The sequence below is a fragment of the Leptospira ilyithenensis genome, assembly GCF_004771005.1.
GTDB classification, from domain to species: domain Bacteria; phylum Spirochaetota; class Leptospiria; order Leptospirales; family Leptospiraceae; genus Leptospira_A; species Leptospira_A ilyithenensis.
In genome coordinates, this window is sequence record NZ_RQHV01000007.1 from 32,843 (window position 1) to 59,838 (window position 26,996).

The 26,996-nt window shown below is 40.6% G+C and carries 16 protein-coding genes; 8 read left to right on the top strand and 8 right to left on the bottom strand.

Annotation, left to right across the window (positions count from 1 at the left end; all coding sequences use genetic code 11):
- Positions 1 to 180: 180 nt before the first annotated feature.
- The 4 genes from EHS11_RS01995 to EHS11_RS02010 are packed head-to-tail and all read right to left on the bottom strand — an operon-like array spanning position 181 to position 6,113.
- Entirely contained in the window at positions 181 to 2,181 is a 2,001-nt protein-coding gene (locus EHS11_RS01995; protein WP_135762752.1) for a 7TM-DISM domain-containing protein, read from the bottom strand.
- Complete coding sequence (locus EHS11_RS02000; RefSeq protein ID WP_135762753.1) at positions 2,178 to 4,133, bottom strand: sensor histidine kinase; 1,956 nt, start codon at positions 4,131 to 4,133, stop codon at positions 2,178 to 2,180. The genes EHS11_RS01995 and EHS11_RS02000 overlap by 4 nt, the downstream gene beginning before the upstream one ends.
- A complete protein-coding gene (gene fliH, locus EHS11_RS02005) occupies positions 4,130 to 5,053 on the bottom strand; it encodes a flagellar assembly protein FliH (protein ID WP_135762754.1) in 924 nt (307 codons plus the stop codon). The genes EHS11_RS02000 and fliH overlap by 4 nt, the downstream gene beginning before the upstream one ends.
- A 4-nt stretch (positions 5,054 to 5,057) precedes the next feature.
- On the bottom strand, positions 5,058 to 6,113 hold the full coding sequence (locus tag EHS11_RS02010; protein ID WP_135762842.1) for a FliG C-terminal domain-containing protein: 1,056 nt from the start codon (positions 6,111 to 6,113) through the stop codon (positions 5,058 to 5,060).
- 554 nt (positions 6,114 to 6,667) lie between these two features.
- On the opposite strand from EHS11_RS02010, the gene EHS11_RS02015 reads away from it, so the two are divergent.
- From EHS11_RS02015 to EHS11_RS02035, 5 genes are all read left to right on the top strand, one after another.
- A complete protein-coding gene (locus tag EHS11_RS02015; protein WP_135762755.1) occupies positions 6,668 to 8,842 on the top strand; it encodes a hypothetical protein in 2,175 nt (724 codons plus the stop codon).
- A gap of 279 nt (positions 8,843 to 9,121) precedes the next feature.
- Positions 9,122 to 11,218 carry a hypothetical protein gene (locus EHS11_RS02020; protein WP_135762756.1) on the top strand — a complete coding sequence of 699 codons (2,097 nt, stop codon included), beginning with the start codon at positions 9,122 to 9,124 and terminating at the stop codon, positions 11,216 to 11,218.
- A gap of 232 nt (positions 11,219 to 11,450) precedes the next feature.
- The gene (locus tag EHS11_RS02025) at positions 11,451 to 13,586 is read left to right on the top strand and encodes a hypothetical protein (protein WP_135762757.1); all 2,136 of its coding nucleotides are present in this window, start codon (positions 11,451 to 11,453) and stop codon (positions 13,584 to 13,586) included.
- Between the two features lie 247 nt (positions 13,587 to 13,833).
- Positions 13,834 to 15,888 carry an adenylate/guanylate cyclase domain-containing protein gene (locus tag EHS11_RS02030; protein WP_342775407.1) on the top strand — a complete coding sequence of 685 codons (2,055 nt, stop codon included), beginning with the start codon at positions 13,834 to 13,836 and terminating at the stop codon, positions 15,886 to 15,888.
- Positions 15,888 to 18,014, top strand: coding sequence for a 7TM diverse intracellular signaling domain-containing protein (locus EHS11_RS02035; protein ID WP_246047517.1), 2,127 nt, complete (start codon positions 15,888 to 15,890; stop codon positions 18,012 to 18,014). Before EHS11_RS02030 ends, EHS11_RS02035 begins: the two co-directional genes overlap by 1 nt.
- A 130-nt stretch (positions 18,015 to 18,144) precedes the next feature.
- Here the strand turns inward: EHS11_RS02035 and EHS11_RS02040 are convergent, their stop codons facing one another.
- Both EHS11_RS02040 and EHS11_RS02045 read right to left on the bottom strand, forming a co-directional pair.
- Positions 18,145 to 19,371, bottom strand: coding sequence for a hypothetical protein (locus tag EHS11_RS02040; RefSeq protein ID WP_135762760.1), 1,227 nt, complete (start codon positions 19,369 to 19,371; stop codon positions 18,145 to 18,147).
- 183 nt (positions 19,372 to 19,554) lie between these two features.
- Positions 19,555 to 20,928 (bottom strand): hypothetical protein, encoded by a 1,374-nt coding sequence (locus EHS11_RS02045; protein WP_135762761.1) that lies wholly within the window; start codon positions 20,926 to 20,928, stop codon positions 19,555 to 19,557.
- 1,085 nt (positions 20,929 to 22,013) lie between these two features.
- Between EHS11_RS02045 and EHS11_RS02050 the strand changes: the two genes are divergently transcribed.
- The 3 genes from EHS11_RS02050 to gatB all read left to right on the top strand — a co-directional run bounded on the left by EHS11_RS02050 (position 22,014) and on the right by gatB (position 25,561).
- Complete coding sequence (locus EHS11_RS02050; RefSeq protein WP_135762762.1) at positions 22,014 to 23,489, top strand: aldehyde dehydrogenase family protein; 1,476 nt, start codon at positions 22,014 to 22,016, stop codon at positions 23,487 to 23,489.
- A 169-nt stretch (positions 23,490 to 23,658) separates the two neighbouring features.
- Complete coding sequence (locus EHS11_RS02055) at positions 23,659 to 24,078, top strand: hemerythrin domain-containing protein (protein ID WP_135762763.1); 420 nt, start codon at positions 23,659 to 23,661, stop codon at positions 24,076 to 24,078.
- A gap of 19 nt (positions 24,079 to 24,097) precedes the next feature.
- On the top strand, positions 24,098 to 25,561 hold the full coding sequence (gatB, locus tag EHS11_RS02060) for an Asp-tRNA(Asn)/Glu-tRNA(Gln) amidotransferase subunit GatB (protein WP_135762764.1): 1,464 nt from the start codon (positions 24,098 to 24,100) through the stop codon (positions 25,559 to 25,561).
- Here the strand turns inward: gatB and EHS11_RS02065 are convergent.
- Positions 25,558 to 26,154, bottom strand: coding sequence for a histidine phosphatase family protein (locus EHS11_RS02065; protein ID WP_135762765.1), 597 nt, complete (start codon positions 26,152 to 26,154; stop codon positions 25,558 to 25,560). The genes gatB and EHS11_RS02065 overlap by 4 nt on opposite strands.
- Positions 26,139 to 26,996 (bottom strand): adenosylcobinamide-GDP ribazoletransferase, encoded by an 858-nt coding sequence (locus tag EHS11_RS02070; RefSeq protein WP_135762843.1) that lies wholly within the window; start codon positions 26,994 to 26,996, stop codon positions 26,139 to 26,141. Before EHS11_RS02070 ends, EHS11_RS02065 begins: the two co-directional genes overlap by 16 nt.

Consider the following 26,996-nt stretch of genomic DNA (forward strand, 5'->3'; position numbering starts at 1 on the left):
TCTTCGAATACTTCTTCGCTTCTATTGGCACAGGAGAAGGGGTTGGGGGGTGAGGCTCGTGGGGAACACTCTTCAAACAACCACCTAACACAAATCGTCGATTCCCGCTACTTCCTTCTTATTATCCCAAAAAAAAATTAAAATAAGTTCGCCTTTTTACCCGGAACCTTGATTAGGAAGTTATTTTCTCTTTTTCTTTAAGTCCGGTAGTTTGATTTCGATTTCTTTTAATCGATTCCAGATTTTTTTCAAAGTAACCTTCCAGTCTTCTTTGACAGTCGGAACCCTGACCGAAGAAGGGGGTATGCCCGGTTGTTTGACAGGCATTTGTGACTGATTGGGAGCAGTTGCCCTGAGTCCGAGATCGATCTTTAAGTATTTACGTTTGATGATTTTAAAGTCCATTTTTGCACCCAATAAACGTGCAATCTCCCGAATGATTGCCCACTTTACCTTATTAGGCGACAGAGTTTCATAACTTTCTATCAGTTCGTTGAAAAGTCTTGTTGTGACTTTCGGATTTGAGTGGAAAAGTAAAAATCGAAAATGCACATTTCCTTTTAAGTCTTGAGTGATGATTAAATCGTTATGGGAAAATTCTTTGAAAGGAGGAAAGTCCACCAAACGAACTACAATCGAATTTACCAAATCCAAACTATTATAAATTTCCGTGTCAGGGTGCACCTTGATGGAATATGTGATTTCGTCATCGGGGATTACATCTTTGATAAAACTGACAAAGTTGATTTGATCGCGGAACGGAACTTCCTTCATTACTTCCAAACGGGAAAGCTCGATGATATCATCCATTACCGAATCGATGGAAGATTGAATTCCCATCACTTCTTTCAGGATGGTTTTTTCTTTTGTCTTTTCCACACCTTCCCGAAAAATCTTTAACTTTTCTTTCATATTGAGCAGCGGTTTGGTGATCATTGCGTCCATATAGAAAAAAATCTTTTCCCGCATGGAATCCGCTTCTTTCAAACGGTCAAAACGATTTTGCAGTTTCCTCTTCATAAGTAAAAACTGAAAACGAAGTGCAAGCGTCATAAGAAGCAGATAAACCAAAAAAGAAGTCTCTAACGAAGAAGCAGCTCCCAAGTAACCCCTTTCAATCAGAACCTCTTTCAGGATGGCATATAACAAATAACAGAGAGCGATGATATGAATCCAGGCACCTCTCATATTGTCTTTCAATTTCTGGATTGTCAGATAAACCGCATATCCGATCACAAACAATAAATGAATGTCCCAGTATCCGATAAAATTATACCAAAAGACCGGTTTGGGGATGATCAGAAATACCAATAAAAATACAAATTGAAAGACAAGATAAACCAATTGATATTTGAACCGCTTCAGTTCAAAAAAATCCTGAATGAATTTGAGAAATGCATAAGGTAGGATAAGTAAAAATCCGTACTCAATAAACTTATAGCCCGCGAAGCTGTCCCAGAGGAAAAAGCGACTTTCGTTACGAGCCAATTCAAAGGCTGAGAAGATCAATGCGAGAATACTGAAACTCAAGTATTCTTTCTTGTCTCTCATTTTGAAATAATTGATAAAGAAGAATAGCGCAATAAAAAGATAAAACCCGACAAATATAAGTTCTACGAGAGAATCATATAGATTTTTTTCTATCGCTTCTTCATAAGTCAAAATCCGAATCGGACCTGTTATGATTCCGGCAGAGGTGCTTAAGTCCGAATCAATTTTGATAACGATATTGTTTTCACCTTCCAGTATCAAATTATGAGGAATAGGATAAATGCGTGGCCTGCCGAAGGAATATAGATCCGGATTTTCGCCAAAAGGAGAATTGTTTTTACCGATTAACACTCCATTGATGAAAACTTCATCGGATTGATAGATTCTTCCCAGTTGGAGTGCAAGAGACTGATCATGTTGGTCTTTTGTAATTTCAAAGGATTTGCGAATCCAAATCGGGCCCCTATAGGAGTGGTTAATATTTCTGAAATTTCCCGGAACCATGGTAAGTTCCAAAGAGCTAATGTTAAAATCAGGATTTAAAATTTCAGTAGAGGGATCAAATTGAATCCCCCAATCTTCTCCTTGCAAAGAAACAGCGATCGAGCCTTCATTCCCTGTCCGGTTGCAATTCAGAAATAAAACAAAAATAGTTGTTAGTGATAAGATACTTAAATGGCGTATCTTCATATTTTTTTACCTTTCTCAGGTATTTTTACGGTAAATTTCGCACCCATACCTTCGGCGGACTTTAAGGTAACGTATCCACCTAAAAAGTTTGCCGTCGCTTGTACGAGTGTTAGACCTATTCCCGCACCCGGTATTTCGTTTTTGCTTTCTTTATAACCGCGTACAAATTTCTGAAATATGGTTTCCATTTCGATTTGACTCATTCCCAAACCTTCATCGGTGACCACAAGATAGTGAAATCCGTCTCTATTATAAAATTCAATACTTACTTCCGTCTTTATGTCCGTATAAATATACGCGTTTTCGACTAAGTTCCGTAACATGGCGAAAATCAATTCGGGAGCTTGGAGTATTTCAAGATTGTCGGGTTTTACTTCAATACTTGTATTTTTTCTTCTTTGGCCCAAATGATTTTCAATGGAGGACACGCAGGAATGAATTAATTCTTTGATACGGAAACTTTCCCATTTCGGTTGGTATGTTTTTTCTTCCAGTTGTTTTAAAAGCAGAGCTTCCTCTACCATATAACTCATGTAAGATATATGATCTTCCGCTTGTTTGATTATATCTGCAGTAGGGGTAACGACAACCTTTGCGGATTTTGTTTTGGCCTTGGTTTTCGGTTTTGGAGCCGGTCTTGAAATTTTATCCAAAGCGAGATAGATTTTTTCCATTCCCGATTTGAATTCACTGGATAAGTTCAGCAAAAAGCCTGTTTTTACTCTTTCCATTTGGATCAATTCTTTTTCCTGACCCATAAAATTACGAAGTCCGAGAACCATATCGTTGGAAAGCTGAATTGAGATCATAACAAGGAAAACCAAAAACCCGAGAAAGAGTGTGCCTGGAAAATTGATGATCTCCAAAGCGGATAGACTATCGATTAAAATCGTGGGAAGTAAAGATATAAGTCCTATGATGATATAACGAAGTTTTGCGATGTTTTCTTTTCCGTGTTTTATAAATAAATAAGCACCGAGTCCCAACGCCACCGGCAATCCGTAATTGAAGAGTGCAATTACCAAAATCCAAGACTTGGGTGTGCGAAAGAATAGAGTGACGACAAATAGAATGCTAAGATAAACTTCGTATCCTAACAATACTATGTTTCTTTTTATCTTCAGATATTGGTGAAGAAAGTTGATAAAGAAAACAGGAAGACATATGAGTATCAAAAGCTCGGCTACATAAGACCAGGTGAAATTTTCAAATAGAATATTTCTGTGTTGTGTGCGAAGTAATACATACGTTCCGATAAAAATGGAGAAAAGCGCAAAGAAAAAGTTTTCACCCGTGCGTCCCCTTACTATGGAACCTACAAGGAAATAGATCCCCATAAAGATAAACACATAGCCGCAAATCATCGGAAATACTTCACTGATAAAGATAGACTCGCGTAATGTGCGTTCTTTGCTGATGATTGGCGCGACTTTCAACCCGTTTAAATTGGTCGCGGCATAGATTCTGATTGCGATTGTATTATTGCCTGCTTTTAAAAGATGAGTCGGCAGAGAATAAATTCTAACTTTTTGAAAATCAACGTCCAGTTTGGGAAGGACCGATCCGGTTTTTCCCACCAGAGTTCCGTTCAAATACAATTCATCGATGTCTCTGATTCTTCCCAACTGGATTGCAATAGGTTCTGTGGGCGTTGTGAAATTTTCAGGAAGTACGAAATTACAACGATACCAATGATATCCTGTTAGGTTTTCCGTTTTTGAAATTCCGTAGTCAGGAACGGATCTTCTTACCCAAAAACTTTCTTCTACAACTTCATCTCTCCAATCCAGGTTGTCGCCTTTTCGAAACTGCCAACTATCTACCAGCTTGATAGGTTGGTCCCAGGAAGAGATGAAAGCCCCGCAAGACTCTGCCTTAAGTTCAGAAGATAGAAATACTGCGAGGAGGGTGGCACCTAACCCCAGTTTTGATAAAAAAGACAAACGCATCATATCGGTTCGACGTTTCGAATTGCCTCTTCAATTTCTTTGAGCTGAGTGGAAATACGTGCGTCAATTGCACCAACGTCGGTTTCAATGATAACTCCGCCGCGATCCACACGGGAGTCTTCATAGATATTGACCTTACGAAGAGATTCCATGAGTTTGATAAGTTCGTCTTTATGAGCTGTCGTGAGTTCAAGATCGGCAAAGTTAACGCGAATGTCGATACGATCTCTGTCTTTGATGCGTTTCATAGCTTCGCGTATATTATTGAGAACGATCTCCTTACGTTCGATGATTTCGTCCTTGATTACTTTTCGCGCAATGACCAGAATCATTTCCACCATTTGTTTTTCGGAAGCAGCGATCATCTCTTCCCTAATGTCGATCGCCTTACCAATGATAGTTCCTAATCTGTCGATGAGTCGTCTGACTTCCCCTTGGCCTTTTTTGAATCCTACTTCACGCCCCGCGTCGTAACCTTTTTGATAAGCTTCGTGTTCGATCTCAGCCTGTTTCATTTCGGCTTCTTTGATCATCCTTTCCACTTCCATTTTGGCGCGGTCCAGGATTTGCTCGGCTTTGGCACGTCCCGAGTCCTCTTCCAGTTTGATTTTCTCTTTCGAGTCCTGGATCATTTGGAAGGCTTTGGTTCTACCTTCCTCTTCGATTTCTTTAGCGTGTTTTTTTGCGTCTTCTAAAAGTTGTCTGACTTGTTCTTCGGTTTCTTGTCTGTATCTTTGGAGCTCTGCCTCGATCTCTTCAATGGAAGGACCTTGGTATTGTTCGATGATATTTCCTTCTTGGTCGATTTCAAAATCATCTTGCTCGTCTGTTTTATGAAATTTTTTATACTTATCCGGAAGTTGAATCTCAACTTCTTCTTGTAAGTCGGCAATTTGAATGGGTTTAAATACTAGCTTTGCCATGTCCTTACTTCATTCTCCAAAGTTTCAATTTACCTTCTTCGATTTCTTCCCGCAAACGATCGAGTACGCCTTTTTGGGCTTCTTCAATCTCAGCCAGAGAAACGGGACCTAACGAGTCCCATTCGACACGGATGTCCTTCGCGAGCCATGCCTCAAGGTTTTCAAAGATGGACTCTTTAAATGAAGTCTCAACTCCTTTCAATGCACAGGCTATCACTAAAGGATGGATCTCCGAGAAAAAACGAGTGAGGCTCGTCCTTCCCAAATAGAGCAGATCCTCCATTCGAAAGTAATGTTCTATTATAGTTTCGGCAAATTCCGGGCTTTTTTTCTGTATTCGATCGATTAAATTTTGCGTTTGGGAAAAAGGAAGGCGGGTCAGTATCTCGCCTGCTGTTTTGGCTTTGCGGTTTTTTACCTTGGAAACGGGAAGTTTTTTGGAGATCAGATCCGATTTGAATCGCAGAAACCGTTCCAGTTCGTCCCTCTCCCGTTCCGAGTGAAAATCAATCTGGGAAATGGCAAAAATAATCTCTTCACGGATGGGATCGGGATAATCGGCGATTACAAGGGACGCTTCTTCCGGGTCGGAAAAGGAAAGTAGCCGTGCAATTGTCCTCGGGGATTCTTCCCTTGCCAAATGGGCCAGTTCCTCTCTGGTCTTTTTTTTCAAGGAATCAAGATATGATTCGTTCGAGGTTTCCTCCTTTAATATCTCTTCCAAAAACCGAACCAATTGTTGATCGTCGGATTGATTCGGCGGATAAGATCGGTTGGATCCTTGTTGGGTATCTACAGGAGAATACAGGCGGTCTACCGGGATTTCGGGAAGAGGCTGTTGTTTGGATGTCCCGGATGTTCGTTTTCCCTTTAAAAATTCGTTAAATGAAATTAGAATGTTTTGTTCTTCTTTCGCAGTCGGCTTCTGATCTGGACTTACTTTTTCGAGTAATTTTTCGATCTCTTCCGATCGTAAGTGATCAAATACGGAATCTGGCAAATACCTTCCTAAAATTTGATAGGCAAGTGCTGCTTTGTTTTTACCAGAATTTCTTTGCATTTGGGTGACATAGTAAGATGTACTCATCCGTCGTACAAACTAATTTTTTAGTTTTTGAAAGAGATTTGGTAAAAATTAAATGAAAGTTATGTGAACTCATTCCGTTCCTTCCGAAGAAATTTTTCCTAGGGAGAGCCTTTTCCTTTTTTAAATACGTTCCGTTTTTTTGCGTCGCCTTCGGTATAAATCCGGGCATATCACGAATGCGGACTTCATAAAAAGTCGGCTCTTGTTTGTCCGAAAATACGGGACGTAAAGAAAATCCCTACTTGCTTTTTTCGTTTTCTGCTCCGGGACAAATGCAAATGGAACGGTTTTCGGATTCGGCAGTCTTTCGTATCTGTTGAAGGGCTGGGCAGATAATCCAATAAATATACGTTATACGTTGTTATTATCTATATTATTATGTTAATATATATTAATATAATGATAAATCTATGTCACTGTCATAGTAGTGTAACGGATCTACAAAAAAATGTTGCAGAAGCCGGGTAATTTCCTTTTGGGTGGTTGATTGTGAAAATTTCATATCACAACGGAAAAAGGAGATAGTGATGAAAAGTAAAGCGTTTGTTGTTAGTATATCATTGTTAATCGTTCTTGGTTGTTCCAGCAAAGGGGACTTTTCGAATGATCTGGAAATGTTCGGTACCCCTCCTACTCATAACATCGTCTCTCCCAAAGGAATATGTACGGAAAATTGTGTGTTAGGTTATGTAGGAGGTTCGGATGGAGAAATAGTTTATGATGTAAAAAAATTCTATAATTCCGGAGGAGAAAATTTCGAAGGAGCAGAGCCGCGTAACAGGGATTGGTGGGTTTACGACAGATTTCCTCATAAAGTGATGGGACTCACTTTGAAGATCAGAGCGACTTGTCCTGAATTCTCTGTGGAATATTCGGATCAATTCAAGGTAGAATCCCATTGCAACGACAGAATCATGCAGATTCAATTCGGAAAGAATACGGTAGCGCATACTATCTCTGAAGATGCGAAGAAGATCGCAATCGGCTGGGATGTTTTGCCGGGAGAGGAGGCGTCAATGCAGGTGGTCCAGTTGGATTCCCGAGGCCAATCGCTGAAATCTTCGATCGTATATGATGTCATATACGGAGAAGGTTCTGAGGAACAAAAACAGAATGATAGTCCTGTGATTCGGGTTAAAAACTTATCATATAAGCCAGCTTCGAATGGTGACGAAATTGGAACTCTGGAAGTCACCGGTGCTTCATTTGCGGTTAGAGAAGATCTTTCCGGTCGAAAGTCCGGTTATGCGAACCGCCCTATCCGTTCTCTGGATGAGTTTGCTTGTACCAATCCTCTCTTAGCGTTCTTTGATTTTATGTTTACCGGGTATTGTGACAAAGTAGGGGACAATCGTCCGGCTCAGAATCTACACGAGTATGTTCCTGAACAAGGTAATTCTGTCTATGTATCCGGATCTCATCCTAACCCTGTGAAGGTGGATGATCGAAATATGAAACAAAACCCGTCCGAAGAATTTTCACTTAGGAGGGTGGTAAGTGCAGAAGATATAAATGTTGCTGCGGCCGTTGTCACTACTTTTAAATGCGGGGTTCCGTATCGTGAAGTGATTGGACACCGTAGTACAGTGATTAAACATCGCAAACCGCGCGGTTTAGACGAGTCGGAACCTGCGACCCGGCGTTGTATAAGTTATAGTTTCGATATTGTAACTCCTTTTGTCCGTTTGTTTAGGGGTAGAATCGGCACTATGTTCGAGAACACCGAACAGGGTGTTCGGGAAATGGTACAAAGTATCCTGGATGGTCGTGGAACCGGGCATCCTATTTCTTCCAACCAAATGGATACGGAAAGTCAACTTATTTCTGCGGTTCAGGAACTAACAAGAATTATGAATGATGGAGGGAGGGAGGCACAATCTTTGCTTTCTTCTGCAGTGGGAGTCGGCCGGTATTGGGATACAGTAGAATCTCAGGGAGATTCCGCAGAACAAATACAAGATGCAGAGGGAGAACTTATCCGAAGTATCAATTTTATTTCCGGGGGTCCGAATCTCCAAAGACTGATACTTGGGGAATATGAGCTGGATATGGGCAGCCTGGTCAATTGGGTGCGTACGGACCAGATCCCACAGCTCTGGTCGGGTAATGGGTGGAGATCTTCCTCGGAGCGGTTTACCAGCGAGATTTTCTATAGCAGGAACTTTCGTCGGTCAAGAGCAGATATGTTACCTCCTGACTTAATGCTTACTTTACGGGAATGGGATGATCAATACGACGCCGCCACGAAAAGAAAAGTTCTCTCTGAGGATAAAATGAAATACTATGAAGAAGCATATTCGATCTGTGATTATTTTCAAGAAATGTTAACTCATTTTACTACCAGAAGAAATGAGATACTTGTTGTTGTTCGCTTTAGGGGTAGGCCGGTATCGTTTCTATTAGGGAATCTGGATTCTGTGAATGATGATGGAACTGCCGACCTCGAGCTTATGCTAAGTGGTCCAGATAAGGTTGTTGAAGAATATCGTCAAGAAGATGTTTCTGTTCAAGGAGCAGGAGCACAGGCTATGGGTTTGTTTTTGGAGGAAATGAAAAAAAACAGAGCAATAAGGATAACCTCTAATGTAGTGACTCAAGCTTCCGCAAGGATCCATTTAAGATGGAACTTTCGAAGACCTGTAGTAATTTTTTCAACTACCGCTTTGCCGCCGAGTAATGATAGTTCCACGGATTTAAGGTAATCAAACTACCGGGCAAAGAGACTTTGCATATCATCCTATCATAGGAATGTCGGTTTCTTTGTCTGTGTTATGCGGTAAATAGCAATCAGATAAGATTTTTTAACGATTTTGGTTAGGTCGAATTTATGTTATTTGTTATAATATTATTATATAATAATTTATTTATGTAATTGTCAGGGTAGTGTAACGACCTGACAAAAAATTGCTGCGAGTATGAATCATCTTTCTTTTGTTGGTCGCATCATGTAAGGCTTCCGCCCGAAGATCAAGGAGATGATAATGAAAGTTGAATTATTTCTTATAGGGGTGCTGCTTTTCCCTTTTATCAATTGTTATGAAGGAAATTCTGTTTCAGATGGTATTGGTGGGGGAATGTTAAATGATGCATCGTTGGTAATCGATAGGTCCATTTTTAATGTAATGCCTCCTTTTGGAATTTGCAATGAAAATTGTATGTTGCACCCGAATGGAGGTCCACAAGGAGAGATAAGTTATCCGGTAAAAAGGTTTTACAATTCAGGCGGAAAAAATAACGAAACAGCGGAACCACGTAACAGAGATTGGTGGATCTATGATAAATTTCCCCGTAAGTCAATGGGCTTGACTTTGAAAATCAAGCCCATCTGTGCTGCATTTTCTGTAGAATATTCGGATAAATTTCAAGTTCAATCTTTCTGCGGCGATAGGAAGATGAAGGTCAAATTCGGAACGAATACCATAGAAGATACGATTTCGAATAATACTAAAACGATTGCTATCGGCTGGGACGTTTTACCAGGAGAAGAAGCATCAATGCAGGTAGTTCAGTTGAATACATTCGGACAACCAGCTAGAATTTCGCCTATCTATAAAATGGTCTATGGCGATGGTCTTGAAGACGATATACGGAAAGACAGCCCGGTCATCCTAGTTAAGAATATAGCAAATCAAATTCCCGCAGATTTATTGGAGGATTATCCCGGGATGTTGGAGATAAAGAATGTATCATTTGCAGTTCAGGAAGACTTTTACGACCGAGCACCCCGTTCTGTAGTGGATGATGTTGTCTGCTCTGATGTTTCTTTAGCTTTTTTTGGTTATCTATTTTATGATTCCTGCAAAGCGCTGCAAAATAAAAGAATCGCTCAAAATCTAACTTTTTATAATCGGGGAAAGCAGACGGCTGTTCATGTTTCTGGTTCCTATACGGAGCCTATTAAGATCAAAGAAAATAACAAAGGTAAGGAGTCATCGGATGTATTCACTTTAAGGCAACTGGTCGACACTGGGGATAAAAATCCTGTTGCTTCCGTGGTCGCGGCTCATAATTGCAACGTTCTTTTTCAAAAAGTAATTTCAAATCGCATAATGCGCGGATTAGGTGATTCGGCAACTAGAGATTGTATACATGATGCTTTGGATGTGGTAACTCCTTTTATCCATTTGTTTTGGGGTAGGATTGGTATGATGTTTGAGAACAGCGATCGAGGTATTTTGGGTATGGTCCAACGCATCCTTGATGGAAAGGGAACGGGTCAACCTATTTCTTCAAATCAAATAGAGACGGAAACCCGTTTGATTTCTGCAGTAAAGGAATTAACAAGAATTAAACGTGATGAAGGGCATGAGGCGATAAAACTAATTGTCGATGCGTTTGTGGTCGGCTCCTATTGGGAATCTGTGGAATCACAAACGGATGTTTCTGCGGATGGGCAGAGGTCTGAGGAAGAAGAACTCATCAGAACGGTCGATGCCGCTACTACCGGTGATCTACTTGTCGGACAGTATGAGTATGATATGAGAAATTTCCAAACATCTGAGACAATCATTCCCAGGACTTGGAGTGGTAGGGAATGGAGGGAGACAGCAACGGATCGGTTTACCAGTAGGATTTTTTGTAGCGGAGTCGAACATCCCGATGAAGAGAGGACCGAGTTAAGTCATCTTATCTCTGTTATCGGGGAATGGCTGCTAAAATATGAAGTAGCCGCGAATAGAGAGGATCTTTCCGATGAAGATAAGCAATATTATAAGAATGCAATGGGGATTGCTTCAAGATTGAAATTGATACTAAGCCTGCTTGATGCCCATAAAGATATGATTGTTATTGTGATTTCTTTTCGAGGGCAACTTGTCTCTTTTTTTGTCGGAAACGTTGACGGAAGAAATGCGGATATCCTCTATTCGTTAACTAATCCCGAGAGTGTTGTTCCGGAATATTTTGTGCCGGAGGTTTCGGTAAGAGGAGCCGGAACAGAGGCCGTACAGTTGTTTTTGGAAGAGTTAAAAAAGAGAGGAGTCGTGAAAGTAAGATCCGATGTAATCAGCAAACCGTCCGCTAAGGTTAAGCTGAAAATAGGATTTAAGCCTGTTTTGCCTACTAGTGGGGAACTTTGATGATGCCCAAGCAAGACTACGGACAATCTGACAATAAAAGATACGATGTCTTTGATATCAAAATTTTTGATAACTATATATTTTAATATTAATATATAAAAATATTATGATAAATATATGTCATTGTCACGGTAGTGTAAGGGCTGAATAAAAAGTTGCTGTAATAATAAATCGTTTTTTTCCGTTGGTTTTGTCATGCGAGATTTTTCATCGTAAGGCCAAGGAGAAGATAATGAAATTGAAGTTACCAATTATCGGAATGTTGTTGTTCGCCTTTGTTAGTTGTGGTAGTGGCGACCCTAGCGATGAGAGTCCCCTAAATGGTTTGGAGATGCAAGGGAACCAACTACTCCAAAATATTTTACTTCCGGCAGGAATATGTACTGAAAATTGTATGTTGGGTTTTGAGCGAGGTGCAGCATCGGAAATGGTCTACGATGTAAAAAAGTTTTATAACTCCGGAGGTAAAAATACCGAAACAGCAGAACCACGTAACAGAGATTGGTGGGTCTACGAGAAATTTCCTCACAAAGTAATAGGGGTGACTTTGAAGATCAATCCGACCTGCGCCGCATTTTCTGTAAAATATTCGGATAAATTCCGGGTAGAATCCCACTGTGGCGGAGACAGAATTATGTTGATTGAATTTGGAATGAATTCTGTGACACATACGATTTCCGAAAATGCGAAAAAAATTGCGATCGGTTGGGATATTTTACCGGGAGTGGAAGCGTCGATGCAGGTAGTCCAGTTGGACTCCCGCGGTCAATCTCTTAAATCTTCGATTATATATGATGATATTTATGGAACCGGTCTTAAAGATCAAAAACAAAACGATCAGCCTATAATTCGAATTCAGAACTTGGCAAATACGGTTGTACCAAATCATTCAAGTGAATATCTCAAAAAATTGGAAATAACGGGTGTTACGTTCTCTGTCAGGGAAGATATCACCGGAGATCGTCCGCCTCGTTCGCTTGAAGAGTTTGCTTGTTCCAATCCACTTTTGGCATTTTTTGATTTTCTGTTCGTCAAAGCTTGCGAAAAAGCAGGAAATATTCGCCCTGCGCATAATATAGATCAATATGTTCCAAATACGGGGAATCCTGTGTACGTCTCGGGATCTTATCCGAGCCCGGTCCAGGTGGATGAGGATAAGGTAGAACAAAACCCATCTGACGAATTTTTACTCAAGAGGGTAGTAAGTAGCGAAAATGTAAATCTTGCTGCGGCTGTCACAACCACTTTTAATTGTAGGGTTCCGTATCGTGAAGTGATTGCACATCGCAGAACGCGCGGGGTAGACGAGGAGTCGGCTGTCCGACGCTGCATACGCACTAGTTTGGATGTAGTAACCCCTTTTGTTCAGTTGTTTTGGGGCAGAATCAGTACGATGTTTGCTGATCGCACGACCATCAATGATATGGTTCAAAATATCCTTGGCGGTCACGGAACAGGCCAGCCTAGTTCTTCCAGTCAGACAGAAACGGAAAATCAACTTATTTTCGCTGTCCAGGAACTAACGAGAATTAGTGGTGATGGGGGGAGAGAAGCACAGCGTTTACTCTTATCCGCTATTCAAGTCGGCAGTTATTGGGAAGTGGTAGAGTCACAAGGTGATTCCGAAGAACAAAGAAATGACGTAAGGGATGAATTCATCCAAAAGATCGATACTAATTTTGCAAGTGCAAAATCCCAAGACCTGTATATTGGAGAATATGAATTAAATATGAGTACCTTGACAAATTGGGTGCGTCCTGAGCAGATTCCTCAGGTTTGGTCAGGTAATCAGTTTCGAAATTCCCCCGAGCGGTTTACCAGCGAAATTTTATATAGCAGAGATTTCCGGCCAGGGTATGGTCGGTCCCCTTTTCTTAATGATTTTAGAGCTATTTTACGGGATTGGGACACGCAATTCATTACAGCTGCGGGAATAGGCGGTCTTTCTAGTGCTAAAAAGAGCTATTATTTCTCTGCAAGCTGGCTCGCTGGACTCTTTCGGGAATGGACCGATCCGTTTGATTCTAACAAAAATCTGATTCTGATTGTAGTTTATTTCAAAAATAGACCAGTCTCTTTACTTTTGGGGAGCATTGATTCTTCGGGTAAAGTTGCAGAACTCCAATTATCGCTCAGTAGTCCATATGATGTTGTTGAAGAATATCGTCAGGAAGGTTTCTCAATACGGGGTGGGGGAACGCAAAATATACTCTTGTACTTCGAAGAAATGAAAAAAAAAGGAGTAGTGCTAGTAATGTCCAATGTAGTGAGTCAAGCTTCCGCAAGGATGAAATTAAGATGGGGCTTTCGACCTGCCTTTGTTCCTTATACTACTATGAGTCCTTCTCCTCCGAGTCCTTTGAGGTAGTGGAAAAGTAATGTTCGATTTGGCGGGAAATGTCTTGCAATAAAGCAACCCAATGTTACGATCTTTCTTAGCATTGGGTTCGGGATACCGGTTTTGTTTTGCGTCAATCCAAGCGATTGAATTAAATATATAAAAGATGTATGTTGCCGCCCCGACGATTTTGAAATCTATACAAATAAACCTTTGGCGGAAGTCTCTCTTCTTGGGGTGTGTTTTTCTTTTCCTCCAGTGCAATATCAAAAACCAGGTGGATATTGTTAAAAACGGAGTTGCGGATCTGCGTTCGTTTCCTTTTGAAGAAGGTGGAATCGCCTCATTGGAGGGAGATTGGGAATTTTATCCGAAAGAAATCCTTTCTCACGACAATCTACAGACAACTAGCAAGGGTTATTTCAAAATTCCGGGACTCTGGAATAATTCTCCCGTGTCTTCTTCACTCAGTGACGGAGTCGGGTTTGCCACTTACAAGTTGGAAGTCATTTTGCCTCCGGAAGAAGCCAGGTATGTGGTTTATGTTCCGGAACAAAGAACTGCCTATAGGTTGTATCTTACGGAAAAAGTGGGAGTTAGGAGCGGTATCCCCGGTTCTCTTGCACTCAGTTCGTATCCTAGTTTGCAAGGTCAATCCGTATCCATTGATGCCAAAGACAAGCTAACACTCGTTCTCTTTGTTTCCAATTTTCACCATAGAGAAGGTGGAACTCTTTCTCCTCCGCTCCTTGGTACCGGGGAAGCCATTCAAGGTTATATATTCGCCAACGGAACGATCGATCTGGCTCTGACAGGGGCCATTTTTATGTTCGGGATTTATCATTTCATAATATTCTTCTATCGAAACAAACAGAAAGAGGCTTTTTTCTTCGGTTTGTTTTGTTTGGTTTTTGCTATTCGTATTTTGTTTACCGGAAACAAAACGATCTATGCCCTAACACCTGCTATTCCCTGGGATTTGATGATCTTTATGGAATACGCAAGCGTATTTGTTTTGACGACCCTGTTTTTATGGTTCGTAGAGGGGCTTTTTCCCAGATTCATCAGTATCAATCTGATCAAAACCATCAGTGCTATCGCGATCCTTCATCTGATTCTTTTTCTGATTGTAAAGCCGCTTTATTATACCAGATTCGAATTTGTATTTCAAATTTTCGGATTGGTTCTTGCTTCTTTGCTTCTTTTCCGTTTGATTCAGATGTACAATCGAAGATTGCCCGAATCGGGATTGTTTTTGTTCGGCTATATCTTGTTATTCGTAGGATTTTCCATCGACATACTTTCCGCTTTTTTGGCGGAAGCCGAATTATCCGTTTCACATCTTACTTTGTTTTTATTTTTCGGGGTTCAGTCTTCCATCATCACTCTTCGAACGGCACGCATATTCGAAAAAAGAAGACAGCTGAAAGAGGAATTTGAAAAATCAAACGACATCTTTATAGAGACAAATCGTTTTTATGAAAAATTCATCCCGAGAGAATTTCTCACCTATTTAGGTAAAGACAGTATTGAAAATATTTCTTTGGGAGACAGCAACCAAAGGGAAATGACTGTGCTCTTCGCCGATATTTGGGAATATTATGATATTATTTACAGCAATCCTGTGGAAACTCGTATCCTGTTTACAAATTCTTATTTGGGTCGGATCGGTCCCAATATTTCGAACAATAACGGATTTATAGACAAGTACATCGGAAGTGCCGTCATGGCCTTGTTTGACGGTGGTATCCAGGATGCGGTAAGAGCTGCGGAACAAATCCAATGGGAATTGGAAAAATACAATGAACGTAGAAGAGGAAACGGTTTTATTCCTCTTCATGCCGGGATCGGGATTCATTCCGGGGAAACCATGCTTGGAATTATAGGCGAGTCGGAACGTATGGAAAGTACGGTGATCTCCGATACTGTCAATCTTGCGAGCCGCATCCAAGGACTTACCAAAAAATATTCCGCAAGAATCCTTATTAGCCTAACATCTCTTATGCTGCACGAAGATCTGGACAATATCCCCTATCGGATTTTGGACTTTGTCCGGGTGAAGGGGAAAAAAGAAACGGTTATGATCGCGGAAGTTTTGGTGGAGGGAATAGATACCGTTTCCGATAAAAAAATAGCTAACAAGGATCTCTTTGAATCGGCTATTTTCGATTATGAGAGAGCCAATTTCGAATCAGCTTTGGAAGGTTTCAAGGCCGTTGCATTGGATAATCCCGAAGACGTTGCTGCCGAAATTTATGTAAAACGCGCCGAATACAATTTGAGTGCCGGTGTTGGCGAAGATTGGGACGGAGTCTCGGATTGGGAAAAATAATGAAGTATAGAATCAGTCTGGTTTTCCTGATTTTTATCGCTTTTGTTTCTTTCGTCTGCACTGGGAAAAAAGACATCAAGATCGCCAAACAAGGATTTTTCGATCTATCCGGAATCGATCTTTCCGATTTTTACAAATACAAGTTGGAGGGAGAATGGGAACTTTATTGGAACAATTTGGGCAACTTCGAAGCCATAGACAAAACAGCTAAGGAGCAAATCAAATATGCCGAAGTTCCCAAATCCTGGAATTCCTATCGCCCGGAAGGGAAAGGCGGGGAGGGTTTTGCCTCTTATCGGTTGACAGTACGTTTGCCTGCTTACGGAATCCGTTATTATCTCCGTATCCCCCCACAAACAAGTGCTTATCGGTTGTACGTGAATCGGAAGTTACTCACTCATTCTGGCGTGGTTGCGGAAACGAAGGATGGAGAGGAACCGAAGTACAAAATGCTTTTTTCTTCTTTTGAACCGACTTCCTACGATACTGAATTCATTTTGGTGGTAAGCAATTTTCATCATGCACGGGGAGGTTTTCGAAAGTCGTTGGAATTGGGCAGCCGATCGGCGATCCAAGGCGAAAACATCAGGTTTTCGGCAGGAGAAATATTCGTATTCGGTGCTTTGATTTCAATGGGGCTTTATCAACTAACGGTATTTATGCTACGAAGAGAGGAATACGGTTCTTTGTTTTTTGCCATATTCTGTTTTTTGACGAGCATTCGTTTGGTGGTGCTCGACAATTTTTACATTATGTATGTGTTCCCCGATTTTTCCTGGGAGCTGATGCAAAAGATAGATTATATCTCTTCACCCTTTCTCGTTACCGCCTTTCTCAGTTATTTCAAGTCGCTTTATCCGAACAAGTCGGATGTTCCCAACTGGCTGCTTGTCAGCTCCTGGGTCACCTCGATTCTATTCGGTTTGTTTGTGTTATTTACGAATGCGGTTGTATTTTCTAAGGCGAATCTTCTATCACTTATAATGGTTCTCTTGTTTTGTTTTTCCATATTATTCTATGTGATTAAGGTTTATAAGGAAAAAAGAAAAGACAGCGAACTTATCTTTTACGGATTTTTGATTTTGATGATCGGAGCCATGAATGATTTATTTGCCGGAAATTTTTGGCCAAATGCTCCTTCTCTTTTGGGTTTTTTTCTGTTTTTCTTTTGTTTGATTCAAAGCGTATTATTATCCAGAAGGAATGCCCGTATCTATTCTTCGATGGAGAAATTAACGGAAGAATTGATAGAGATCAATAAACGATTGGAAGAATCGAATCTCGCCTATTCAAAGTTTGTTCCTCTGAAATTTTTGGAAACATTTAATAAACCGAAGAGCATAGATGTGGTTCGGGGAGACTATGTTGTACGCAACATGACGGTTCTGTCTTCCGACATCCGCGATTTTACTTCCATTTCGGAAGCTTTAAGTCCTTCCGATAATTTTCTGTTTTTAAACGATTATCTGAGTCGGGTGGGTCCGGTGATCCGATCCAACCAGGGCTTTATTGAAAAATACATCGGTGACGCCATTCTTGCTTTCTTTGACAAAGGCCCTGATTCGGCGATATTAACCGCTATTGAGATGCACAAAGTCATTGCTTTATGGAATAATAGCAATCGGGCGGAAAATTACCCGGAAGTTCAGATCGGTGTCGGGATTCATTACGGTGAATTGATGTTAGGTGTAATTGGAGAAGAACAAAGAATTGAAAGTGCTGTTCTTTCCGACACGGCAGGAATTTCCAACACTTTGGAGTCCATGACCAAAAAATACGGCGCCAAAGTGATCATCAGTCTGGATGCACTCTTGGAGACAAAAAATCCGGATTCGCACCCTCATCGTATTTTGGATTTTATAAGGGTCCCCGCCAAAAACAAGTTAGTTGGGATTGCTGAAATTCTTCTGGAAGGTTTGGAAGACAATGCACATCTTAAAATATTATCCAAAGTTCCTTTCGAAAGAGGAGTGAACGCGTTTTGGGATGGGAATTTTGCCGAGGCATTGGATGAGTTCAATTATGTGTTGAATATCAACTCTACTGACAAAGCTTCCAAACTTTATCGTGAAAAATCCATTCTTTATATTCAGAACGGTGCTCCTCCCGGTTGGGAAAAAGGTTAGCAGGTTGTATAAATCGGTATTTGGCGTATAACATCGCATAAGACGATTTGATTTCGATTTTTATTTCAAATTTTTGCAGATTGCCGATCAATAATCAGAACACTGCAATTGGTCGTTTCTTTTATTGAAATCAGAAAAGTAGCTGACCTTTAAATCTGATCTGTTTTTCCACTTTTACGGGAATCGCATTTCCCATGTATGGTGCATATCTGTCAGTAGTATTGCTGAAAGTTTTTGCCGTATTCAATTCCAACTGTATCTTAGCATGATCTCCTTCAATATAATAGTTGATAAAAACTCCCTGTTCCGTTCTTTTCAAATTCAGTAAATTTTCGGATAAAGGGACTGCATCGCTTTTATTTTTATTAAGAATGTATTGAGAATACCTTCCTCCGATTTCCAAACCCGTCTTACCGATTAAAACTCCAAATTGAAGAAAAAAACCGTCGTCATTCCTTCTATCCGATCGTGATCTGCGGGCAAACACGGACCTTCTGATATAATACCCTCCCTGACTTGTAAAAAAAGAATACCTTGCTCCAAAATCGTAAGTATAATTATAAGAAGTATCTCCTTTATTCAAATAGATGTTAGGGATATCGTAATCAATCGGACTGAAGATAGTGGCACCTCCTACGGACAATTTAAAAATATCTTCAGGTGTTGGATTCGAACCGGTATAACCGTAACCACCTCCCATTAAATTTAATTCCAATCGCCCCATGGAAGAAAGCCTCTTATTTGTTTCTTCTTGGTGACCGGGTTTTGAAGAAGAATTCTGCATGAGTTTTGGAGTCCGGTTGAATGTCATTAAATAGTATTGAACGTGATTATCCCAAAATCCTCCGTTTGCTAAAACACCGCTTGCTCTGGTAAGTGCAAACTGATCATCGGTAATAGAACTACTTGTTGAAAGATTTCCACTCGGATGAGTGTACCATTCACGACTGTAAGGAATTACGATCCTGCCGATGGCAAGTTTTAAAAACGAATTGAACTGGTAACTTATTTGTGCAACGACAAATTTCGGTTCCAAGTCCGAAGTAGTCTTTGCGGGACTTGCCTGCAATTGTACCACATATCCAATTTTTTCATTTATCAAATTTCCGTTGAAAGTAAGTCTCGCCAGTCCGAAATAAAAACCATAATCTTTATTTTTTTTATTTCCCTTCTTTTCATCCCTTCCATCTTCCAATTTATCGATATACTTAGTGCTAAAGTAACCGGCTATTCTTAAGGAAGCGTCGTTGGTAATTACCGTTTTTCCGGTTCCGCTGTTATCTTGCGAAAATAATTCCAAAGCAACGAAACAAAAACTAAACGAAACGGTAGTTAAACGGTTAAAGCCAAATTGCATTTGCATAAAGTTCACCAAAGGTAACGATTTTTTTTAAAAAAAAGCCTCTTTTCCATTAGCTAGCATCCAGCAAAGGGAAACACCAACTAACGGAAAATAGACCCCTAATAAACTTACTCTCTTAACAAATAACAATTTGGAATATATGCAGATTCGTATATTATGTTATTTTCAATGTTAATCTCAGTTTTTACCGGATAACAAATCATTCTTGTTTTGATTCAAAGGTGTTACAACCCAGTCCGCATTAAATAAAGCGGGTCTGTCCTCCCTGCTTGTATCACACGTCACGATGCGTAGATCTCTCGATGGTCCGGGTGTAATTACCATGGAAGGCCAGTGACCTGTATTATTTCCCACTCCGGCAGCGGTAGATGCGTCGATATGCTCGCAATGATCACCCGCTAGACCGCAAAAAAACATAGATAACTTGCCGGAATTTCCTCTGTTCCAAGTCGCAATTCGTAGCATCTGGTTCTCCGGATCAATCACTAAAGAAGGGGTTAGGCCGGAATTTAAGCCCGCTCCGGTTGCGGTCGATACATCCGTATGTCTGCAATTTTCCACACTCCGGTCGCATTGAAACAAAGATAATCTATTCGAATTATTGGCATTCATGGTAACGACGGACAACCTTTGATTCGTCATATCGAAAGCCAAGGAAGGATAGCCTCCTGAGCTTCCACCTGCGCCTGTGGCAGTTGATACATCCGTATGACTGCACCCTGTTCCATCCAAATTACAACGAAACACGGAAAGTTTTCCTATCGTGGTAGGATTAGTCGTATTACGATTGTCAGTTGCAATATAAAGCATGTTGTTTGCCGGATTAATTGTTATAGAAGGATTGGTTCCGGAGGATGCTACGGAAGATATAACATTAGCAGTGCAATTGGTTCCGTCAAGATCACATCGGAACAAAGAAAGGGTACTTTCTGCATCGGGAGTGGAATCGGTGCTGCTAGTAAAAGCAATCAGGAGTTTACGGTTGATTTCGTCGATTACGGCTCTAGGATCCAAACCCGTTTTAAGCTCATTATTGCTGTTGCTTGCACGAAGCGCATGACGGGAACAGTTGCTTACATCCAGGTCGCACTTAGTGAGAGCTACAGCAAATAACCCTGGCGGATAAGGCGAGATCACCAATATCTTTCGATTGAACGGATCGACCAAAATCGATGAACTATAAGTAGTATTTCCCGGTGTCTGTCCTGCAGCCGCAGTTAAATCGGTATGCGTACAATCCGTTCCATCCAAATTGCAACGGAAAAGAAATTCTGTCCTGCGATTAAGATGGAGATCAAACATATTTGTAGTAGAAACCAATAATTTGTTATTGATCGGATCAATTGTTGCGGAAGGAAACCAACCGGAACGAGGACCCTGTCCGACAGAAATATCCTTATAAGAATACATAAGTATCTTAGGTAAACCGATGAGCGATAACCATGCGGAAAACTTGTCAGATGCCTTCTTTTGTTCGTGTAGCCCACATCCACATAGACAAAAATAAGCAAAGAGTAACGAACAACTTAAATTTACAAAGCGAGAATTCATAATTAACCTCTAATATCAACGGATTTTATATTTATTTCCATGCCCATCCACTTCAACAAGAAGACAAAGGCGGCATATTTTTTCGCTTATAGGTTTTGTTTTTGTCACAATAAAGAACAAAACTAGATCGTCTGATAAAAAAATAGCAGGAAATAAAATCAATAAAATATTAAAAAAACAACATATAAGAATTATCTAATTTTAAATTATTATAATTTAATATCAAAATGCTTTCTCGGAATATTATTTCTTTTTTTAAATTTCAGTAAATGACACAAGAATCCGTTAAACAACATAATATGGCCAATATCGCCATGAAATAACGATGATATAGAATATAGTTATAGAATCATTCTTATTCTAAATATAAAATCAGTATTATCAAAACTCAGTGCCTAGAGATATCTGAATGTTTGTTTCAGAGATGATCCAAGAGATTCAGGAAAGCGAATCCAGTTCTATTAAGATTACAAAAATACATCATCGATTTACAGAACAGGTAAAGGCGCTGGATTTTCCTCGGAATCAATAGAGGTGACACTTCAGGAAGCGGAGTTTAATCAAAAAAAATTTCAAGATCAGATTTACAAAGTCGCCAAACAGAGAATATGTAAAATAAAATTACGGGATTGGTGATTTACACATAACAAGTATTTAATGAATTTAATTGGATCATCAGAAATATCAAATGATTCGGAAGAACGTTCTTTTTTGTATCATTTTCATTTGTTTCTAATTACCGTTTGAGAGAATACCCGTCCTTGGTTGGAGAGGATTGTCTTCGAAATCCCGCAAAACAAAGTAGAGGTAATGTTTTTTGGATTTGAGTGAAGGAGAACATAGTGGTTCGGGAAAGGCACAAAATCCTCTCGAAATTGAAACTGACCCGTTCAAACACGAATCATCACTCTTCCCGTTTGTTTTTCTTTAAGGCCGGTTCCTTCGAAATGGAGCGGGTAGACCGAGCGGACTCCCTATTTTATACGCAAATTGGTTTAAGATAAGGCTAATTTGACACAAAAACTGAAAAAATCCTTGTCCTCTTTTCTTTCTTAGGTCAAGATTAAACTCTAACGGAGTTTTCTATGTCCCAAGCCACTCTCTCTCATTCGAACGGATCGGTCACCCACGTAAGCTCAATCAAAAGTTTTACTCCTTCCGATATCGGCCGCGTTTTTCCCGCACAGAAAGCGAAATCCCTGGAGCTTCGCCTATCTACTGCTAAAGAACGAATTGCGAAATTGAAAAAATTAAAAAACGTCATCTTCAAATACCAAACCGAAATCCAAAAAGCACTCTACGCCGACTTTCATAAGTCGGCAAGGGAAGTGGATATTTCGGAAATCCTTCCTACGATCGGTGAGATCAACGATGCGATCAAACACGTGAAGTCCTGGATGAGACCCGTGAATGTAAGCACTCCGATCACTCTTTTGGGATCTTCAAGTAAAATCGTTTACGAGCCGAAGGGAGTTTGTCTTATTATCGCTCCTTGGAATTACCCGTTCCATTTGGCGGTGGCGCCGATTGCTGCCGCGATCGCTGCGGGAAATACTATCATTCTCAAACCTTCCGAGTTCACCCCGAACACAGCTGCCATCGTCAATACGATGTTAGCTGATATCTTTCAGGAAAACGAGGTGGCTGTTTTTGAAGGAGATGTTTCCGTATCCACAGCACTTTTGGAACAACCCTTTGATCATATCTTTTTTACAGGCTCTACTCCTGTCGGTAAGGTAGTGATGGAAGCAGCTGCAAAACATTTAACTACTGTTACTTTGGAACTGGGAGGCAAGTCGCCTACGATTGTTGCGGACGATGCCGATTTGAAACTTGCTGCAGAACGTATCATGTGGGGGAAATTTTTGAATGCAGGTCAGACTTGCGTTGCTCCCGATTATGTTTTGATTCCCAAAGCAAAAGTAGACAAATTCGTATCTTTTGCAAGAGAAGCTACCGAAAAGTATTTTCATTCCAAGGAAGACAAGTTTGCCGAAAATCCCGATTTTTGCAGGATCATCAATTCCAAAAACTTCGGAAGGGTTTCTTCCTATATTGATGAAGCTGTAAAAAAAGGAGCAAAAGTCGCATTCGGAGGCAAACTGAAATCCGATGAAAATTTCATTGCACCTACGATTCTAACAGATGTTCCTTTGAATGCAAAAATTATGGAAGATGAAATTTTCGGGCCACTCCTTCCTATCGTCACCTACGATCATTTGGACGATGCGATCAAGATCATCAATGACAAACCGAAACCGTTGGCATTGTATATTTTCAGTGATAAGACAAAGACCGCAAAATACATTTTGAAACGTACAAGTTCCGGCGGTTCGGTGGTAAATGATGTGATTTTGCATTTGGTAAATTCGAACCTACCATTCGGAGGGATCAATCATTCCGGTCACGGAAGTTATCATGGCCTGTTCGGATTCAAAGCGTTCTCTCACGAGAGATCAGTGCTTCAAACTCCCAAACTTTCCATCGTAAAATTGATGTACCCGCCTTATACCGGTTTTGTGAAAATGGTTGTGGATTCGACAACCAGATTTTTTGTTTAATCCGTTTTAGCTGAAAGCCGTATATTGAAATGGGAATTTCTGTTTCGTATACGGCTTTTCCTTTCTATCCGCTTCCCGCCTTAGTTTGACAAATATCAATTTCTTATTTATATCGAAGTGCTGAGAAATACTTGGAAAAGTAAGCCGTTTTCTTTGGGAATTCCCATCTTTGACTTACAATATATTTGGCTGGTCAATACCATCATCAAACTTGAGTTTGTTTTATCCGAATCTTGAGGAACATATCAAAGGACATAGAAGATTTGTAAAGAGGCTGATTGAAAAATTTCATAGTTCCTATGAGACGGAAGCGGCGGCGTTAGGTTTGCTTCAGATCCTGAAAAAATGGTTGTTCCGGCATATTTTGCACGATGACAGGGAATGTGCGGAATACTTTACGAAAGAGTCAGTTAATTTGAAGAAATACTGCAATGAATTATTGAAATCTCGGGGAAGCACAAAATCTATACAAGGCGGTCGTGCAGAAACCTTTCCATCAGTCCTTAGAGAAAGGGAGAAGTTTTTCCAAAAGGCAGGGCAAAACCCCTTTCTTTCGATTCTTTTTCATTTGCCATCCTGTTTTTTATGAAAAATCCTGTAATTCATCTATGGAATACGAAGTTATCATCGGGCTGGAAGTCCACGTTCAGCTCAATACCAACTCTAAAATTTTTTCGACTGCCACCAACGAATTTGGCGGTTCTCCCAATACTCATATTTCCACACTTTGCGTGGCACTTCCCGGCACTTTACCAGTGTTAAATGAAGTTGTTTTGGAAAAGGCGGTTCGTGCAGGACTCGCTCTCGGATGTGACATCACCCAGTTTACTAAATTCGACCGCAAAAATTATTTTTATCCCGATCTTCCCAAAGGTTACCAGATTTCACAATTTGACAAACCTTATGCGACAAAGGGAGGACTCCATGTAAAATGGAAAGGTCAGCCCGAAGAAAAATTCATTCCTCTCACTCGCATTCATATGGAAGAGGATGCGGGAAAACTCATCCACTCCCACGATCCTTCTATCCACCACTCTTATGTGGATTACAATCGCGCGGGCACTCCTTTGATCGAAATCGTTTCGGAACCTGATATGCGTTCATCGGAAGAAGCTTACGCTTATCTGAACGAATTGAAAACAATCCTTCGTTATGTGCAGGTTTCGGATTGTAACATGGAAGAGGGATCTCTCCGATGCGACGCAAACGTATCCATTCGCCCGATCGGGGAAAAGGGATTCCGTACCAGAGTTGAAATCAAAAACCTGAATTCATTCAAGGCCGTAAAACAAGCAATAGACTATGAAGTGGAATGGCAAAAAGATCAGTATTCCAGAAACCAGACTTTTGTTCAAATGACAAAACTTTGGGACGCTACTCTTCTCAAAACCATTCCTATGAGAACCAAAGAGATGAGTCATGATTATCGTTATTTTCCGGAACCGGATCTTCCTGCGCTGGAAATCAGTGATCAGTACATAGATGACATTCGAAAGACTTTGCCCGAACTACCTCGTGCCAAAAAGGAAAGATATATCAGAGAGTTCGGATTGCCTGAATACGATGCGGAAGTTCTCACCAGCGAACGAGAGATAGCTGAATATTTTGAAAAATCTTTGGAGATATCCAAAGACGCCAAAAAAACATCCAATTGGGTCAAAGACGAAGTACTGGGCATTGTAAACAAGGAAAACATTTCCATAAGCGAATTCAGCGTCGGCCCTGATCGTATCGGAAAGTTAGTCGCTCTTATCAACTCCGGTGAGATTACAGGAAAGATAGCTAAGACTATTTTCGAAGATATGTTAACTTCTACCGATTCTCCTGAAAAGATTGTGGAAGTCAAAGGTTTGAAAGTGGTTCGCGATGACAAAGCGTTGGAAGAAATCATTGTTCGGGTGATCGCTTCCCAACCTGAATCCGTGGAAGCTTGGAACAACGGCAAAGACCGTGCGCTAGGTGCTATCGTCGGTGCAGTTATGAAAGAGACTAAGGGAAAAGCGGATCCCAAGCTTGCCAATGAATTGATTCTTGCCAAGCTCGGACCTTTGGGAGAAAAGAAAAAAGTTTAGTATTCCAATTTGACCTTATGCACCGAGCCAAAGTCGATTTTGGCTTGGAATGCGTCTTTGTATTCCAAGTTGTGCAATTGGCATAGTATCGCTCGAATGGAGCCTGAGTGACAAACAACTATTAGCTGGTTGATCGGGCTTTTTCGTTTTTCTTCTTCCTCTTTTCTTTTGATTCCTTCTTTTCCCCAGTCTTTTAAAAACGCATTTGTTCTTTCGATTACATCCGTGAATGCTTCGCCATTGGGAGTCTTCTGATTCACAAAGTCCTTCATCCAGGCAAGGGTTTCTTTTTTGGGAATGGAATCCCAAAGTTTTCCGTCCCAATCTCCGAAATCCATTTCCTGAATCCGTTCTTCCGTTTGTAATTCGGGATGAATTGAATTTTTTTCCAAATGAAGAAGAGAAAGCTCCTTTGCAAGTGCTTGCGCGCGAGGCGCTGGGCTTACAATCATCAGAGGGATTGTGCCTGGTAAATTATTTATCGTTTGTTTTGCGGTCTCGATCGCGGGATTTAAAAGAGGAAAATCCACCCTACCGTAACAAGTTCCCTTTGGCGCCGAAGTTTCGGGATGACGAACTAAATAGAGATCCATAAAAACGCTCCCCAAATCCAAACCAATGTTTCCGTGCCTTGTTGAACAGCTCCCAAACAATCTCCTGTAAATCCACCGATCCACTTTCTCATTAGAGTAGAAAAATACATCCTTACCAGAAAACAAGGAATAAAGATCAAAAGGAATAAAGGGGAAAAATAACTTAAAATGAGGAGTGGTCCCAGACCTGCGATTGCTGAAAATAAAAACTGTCCGTATGTCATGCTTTTTGCCATCGGCTTCGCATAACCTTCGTCTTTCGCATAATCGTGCGTTAAGAAGAAACTCAAAGAAACGAATCTGCTAAACGAATGGGCTGTGATAAAATACAACCAGGTTTGCAGGATAAAAATCCATTCTTCAGAGAATAAACTCACGGCCGTTTCAAGAGAAGTAAAGAGAATTTGAAAATGGAATATCCCATCCAAAATTTCTAACGATTTATAACCTGCCGCCACTTTCAAGAGTAGAAGTAGGCTGAGTCCTGCAGCTCCGAAACTACCGACCCGACTGTCTTTCATGATGCGCAAGATGTCTTCCCGCTTCCATCCTCCCCCGATCCCGTCGCAAAAATCGGAGAACCCGTCTTCATGAAAACATCCTGTGAGTATGACGAGAAGTCCCATACTGAGAATGAATGCGACTAAGCTTCCGAAAAATATCTGAAAGATAAAAAAGGAAACGAATCCGATGCTGCCTAAAACAATTCCCACAAAGGGAGAATATTTGATGGAAGTATCAAGCCATTCTTCCTGGAAACCGACCCATTTCGGAATGGGGAGCCTGGATAAAAACCAGATAGCGATAAAGAACAATCTCAGTTCATGGGTTAAATATTTCAA